Consider the following 3,906-nt stretch of genomic DNA (forward strand, 5'->3'; position numbering starts at 1 on the left):
CGGCACGGCGACGACCTGAGGCAGGGTGTGCTGTTTGACACCCGCTACACCAACATCGGCACGATGCTCGCCCTCGGGCTGCCGAGGGCGCTGCGCGGGGTCGAAGAGGCGCGCGTCGCAGGCTGAGCGGTCGGCTTCCCAGTGCGCGCCTTCGCGACCCTGCACGAGGGTGCGCCCGCGCGCTAGGGTCGATCCGGGAGTCGTCATCGAGGGAGCCGGCGCACCCGCGCCGCAGCTATCGAAGAAATCGCGACCTCATGCCCACCCTGACCCATCCGGGCGACGCCCTGTCGCGTTCGTCCCGCGTGCTGTATGTGGTCGTGCTCGGAGCGCTCGTCGCTCTCGGCCCGTTCACGATCGACCTCTACCTGCCGGCGTTCCCGGTGGTCGCCGCCGAACTCGACGCGTCGGAGTCCGTCATCCAGCTGACCCTCACCGCGACGATGATCGGGTTCGGACTGGGGCAGTTGGTGGTCGGCCCGTGGAGCGACACCGTCGGGCGGCGGCTGCCGCTCATTCTCGCCACCGTCGTGCACGTCGGGGCGAGCCTCGGTGTGGCGTGCGCGCCCGACATCGCCGGGGTGCTCGTCTTCCGCGTGCTGCAGGGGATCGGTGCTGCGGGCGCTGGCGTGGTGGCGATGGCGACGGTGCGCGACCTGTTCGGCGGGCAGCCCTTGGTGCGGATGCTGTCACGCCTGGCACTCGTCACGAGCCTCGCGCCGATCCTCGCCCCGGTGATCGGGTCGCAGCTGCTCGCGGTGCTGGATTGGCGCGGACTGTTCCTCGCCCTCGCAGGCTACGGCGTCGTGATCGTCGCGCTCGCCGCCCTCCTGCTCGCCGAGACCCTCCCGCCCGAGCGCCGACGGGTACGAGGCCACATCACGACGGCGCAGCGCTACCGCGCGGTACTTTCCGACCGAGTGTTCATCGGCGTTGCGCTCATCGCCGGCTTGCTGTTCTCCGGCCTGTTCGCCTATCTCGCGGCGTCGTCGTTCCTGTTCCAAGACGTTTACGGATTCGACCCGCAGCAGTACGGCATCCTGTTCGCCGTCAACTCGATCGGACTCGCGGTCTCGTCGCAGGTCGCGTCTCGGCTCATGCGTCGCTTCGCGCCTGCGCGCATCCTCGCAGTCTCGCTGCCGGTCATGGCGATCGCGGGGTTCACCGCCGCTGCGGCCGCCGCTCTCGACCTCGGGCTGGCGCCGATCGTGGCGAGCACCTTCGTCTTCCTGAGTTGCGCGGGGCTGAGCTTCCCGTGCATCCAGGTGACGGCGCTCGCCCCGCACGGCGCGGAGGCCGGTACCGCCGCGGCCCTTCTCGGTGCGATCAACTTCGGTCTTGCCAGCCTCTCGGCGCCCATCGTGGGCGTGTTCGGCACCGAGACCGCGATCCCGATGGGTCTGGCGATGGGTTTCACGCTCACCATCGCGACCGCGCTGCTCTGGATCGTCGTGAGGCCGTTACGGGCGGTGCGCATCGGCGACGAGCCTGCCGAGATCCCGGTCGCCCCACACTGACCGCAGCCACGGCTAGCGTGACAGGATGCCGGTTCCCGCTTCCATCCGCGACCTTCCCTGGCGCCGGATCGCCGGGATCGCGTCGGCCGGCGGTGTTGTTGTCGTGCTGCTGCTTGGGCTCCTCGTGCGGGTCGAAGCGATCGCTGACGAGATCGACGGGGAGTGGATGGCGGAGATCCTCGAGATGCGCGGCCCCGGGTGGGAGGCGGTCTCGCGGGTCTTCGACTTCCTCGGCGGTGGCTGGTTCGCGAACTGGCTCATTCCGGTCGTGGTCGCCGTGTCGTTCCTGATCGCCCGACGACCCTGGGCAGCTTCCGTGTTCGTGATCGCCTCGGCAGTGAGCGCGCTTCTCGTGCAGGCGCTGAAGGTGCTGTTCGGGCGGGCTCGGCCGGAGGACAGCCTTCTCGAACTCCACACCGCGGCCTATCCGTCCGGCCACGTCGCTAACGCGGCCACGGTCGTGGTGTTGCTCGCACTGCTTCTGTGCCGCTGGTGGGTCGCCACCGCCGGTGCGGCGTACGTCGTGCTCATGGCGCTCAGCCGCACCTACCTCGGCGCCCACTGGGTGACTGACACCGTCGGCGGCGCGCTTCTCGGGGCGTCGGTCGCACTCGCCGGGTGGGCGATTCTCGCCCCCATGCTCCATCGCGAACGTCAGGGTCGACGCGCTAGCGTCGGGGCATGAGAATCCTCCTCGTCGGTGCTGGCGGGGTGGGCGACGCGATCGCGAAGATCGCCGCCCGCCGCGACTTCTTCGAAACGATCGTCGTGAGCGACTACGACCTCTCTCGAGCTGAGCGCACCGTCGCGTCGGTGACCGCGAAGCACGGCGATCAGGGCGCCCGGTTCGTCGCGGCGAAGATCGACGCTTCCGACCCCGAGTCGGTCGCTTCCGTCGCCCGCGAGCACGCTGCGACGCACGTGATGAATGCCGTCGAGCCGAAGTTCGTGCCGACGATCTTCGCCGGAGCGCTCGCGGCCGGAGCAGACTACCTCGACATGGCGATGAGCCTGTCGGAGCCGCATCCCGACGACCCCTATTCCCTCACCGGCGTGAAGCTCGGCGACGACCAGTTCCGGCAGGCTGGGGACTGGGAGAGCGCGGGCCGACTCGCGTTGGTCGGGATGGGCGTCGAGCCGGGGCTGTCCGACGTCTTCGCGCGCTATGCGGCCGACGAGCTGTTTTCGTCAATCGACGAGCTGGGCGTGCGCGACGGCGCGAACCTCGTCGTGCGCGACGAGAACGGCGAAGAGATCTTCGCTCCCTCGTTCAGCATTTGGACGACGATCGAGGAATGCCTCAACCCGCCGGTGGTCTGGGAGAAAGACAGGGGCTGGTTCACGACCCCGCCGTTCTCCGAACCGGAAGTTTTCGACTTTCCCGAAGGCATCGGGCCGGTCGAGTGCGTCAACGTCGAGCACGAAGAGGTTCTGCTGATGCCGCGCTGGGTCGACGCGAAACGGGTCACCTTCAAGTACGGCCTCGGCGACGAATTCATCGGCGTCTTGAAGACCCTGCACAAGCTCCACCTCGATGCGACCGAGCCGATCCGGGTGCGCAGTGCGAACGGCCCCGTCGAGGTCGCCCCGCGCGATGTCGTCGCCGCCGCGCTGCCCGACCCTGCGTCGATCGGCCCGCGAATGACCGGAAAGACCTGTGCGGGCCTCTGGGTCACCGGCACCGGCAAAGACGGTAAGCCGCGTGAGGTGTACCTGTACCACGTGAGCGACAACGAGTGGACGATGGCCGAGTACGACAGCCAGTGCGTCGTGTGGCAGACGGCTCTCAATCCGGTGATCGCGCTCGAACTGCTCAGCACCGGGGTGTGGAGCGGCTCTGGGGTGCTCGGTCCGGAGGCGTTCCCCGCGGCACCGTTCCTCGAACTGATGGCGAAGCCCGAGGCCGACGGCGGCTACGGGCAGGCCTGGGGCCTCGAAGACCGTTAGCGCCAGGAGGCGGGGTCCCGGAGCAGCGAACGGAAGGCGAGCTCCGCCGCGCCGATGAGCAGTCGGTCTTCACCGAGGGCCGCGGGCACAATCGAGACGCCTTCGGATGCGGCAGGGATCGTCGCGGCAGTGACGGCGTCGAGGAGAGTCGGCGGGTGCCAGGCGAGGTGAGTCGCGAGGTAGCCGCCGAGCACGACCAGTTCGGGGTTGAAGACATTCACCGCGTTGCCGAGCGCGACAGCAAGGATGCCCTGTTGTCGGCTGAGTTCTCGGGACACTCGGGGGTCATCGCTCGCAGCGATCGCCGTCGAGAGCGTCGGCTCGTCCGCGTCGTCGAGGCCGAGTAGCTCGACGACGAGGGCGCGGCTCACCTCATCTTCCAGCGTGCCGCGGTCCGAGAGTCGGTTGCCCGCACCCGGGCGGTTCTGACCGAACTCCCCCG

Annotated in this window: 4 protein-coding genes; 3 read left to right on the forward strand and 1 reads right to left on the reverse strand. The window is 69.0% G+C overall.

Annotation, left to right across the window (positions count from 1 at the left end; translation table 11 throughout):
* The first annotated feature begins 257 nt into the window (after positions 1-257).
* The 3 genes from RMO30_RS04440 to RMO30_RS04450 are packed head-to-tail and all read left to right on the forward strand — an operon-like array spanning position 258 to position 3,464.
* Positions 258-1,517, forward strand: a complete 1,260-nt coding sequence (locus RMO30_RS04440) for a multidrug effflux MFS transporter (protein WP_309710034.1) — start codon at positions 258-260, stop codon at positions 1,515-1,517.
* A gap of 25 nt (positions 1,518-1,542) precedes the next feature.
* Entirely contained in the window at positions 1,543-2,202 is a 660-nt protein-coding gene (locus tag RMO30_RS04445; protein ID WP_309710037.1) for a phosphatase PAP2 family protein, read from the forward strand.
* Positions 2,199-3,464: a saccharopine dehydrogenase C-terminal domain-containing protein gene (locus RMO30_RS04450; RefSeq protein WP_309710039.1), complete on the forward strand. Its 1,266-nt coding sequence runs from the start codon at positions 2,199-2,201 to the stop codon at positions 3,462-3,464. Before RMO30_RS04445 ends, RMO30_RS04450 begins: the two co-directional genes overlap by 4 nt.
* Here the strand turns inward: RMO30_RS04450 and RMO30_RS04455 are convergent.
* Positions 3,461-3,906 (reverse strand): ROK family protein (locus RMO30_RS04455; RefSeq protein ID WP_309710042.1); only part of this gene is annotated, 446 nt, incomplete at its 5' end. The two genes, RMO30_RS04450 and RMO30_RS04455, sit on opposite strands and share 4 nt — an antisense overlap.

It is taken from the genome of Pseudolysinimonas sp. (assembly GCF_031389465.1).
Lineage (GTDB): Bacteria > Actinomycetota > Actinomycetes > Actinomycetales > Microbacteriaceae > Pseudolysinimonas_A.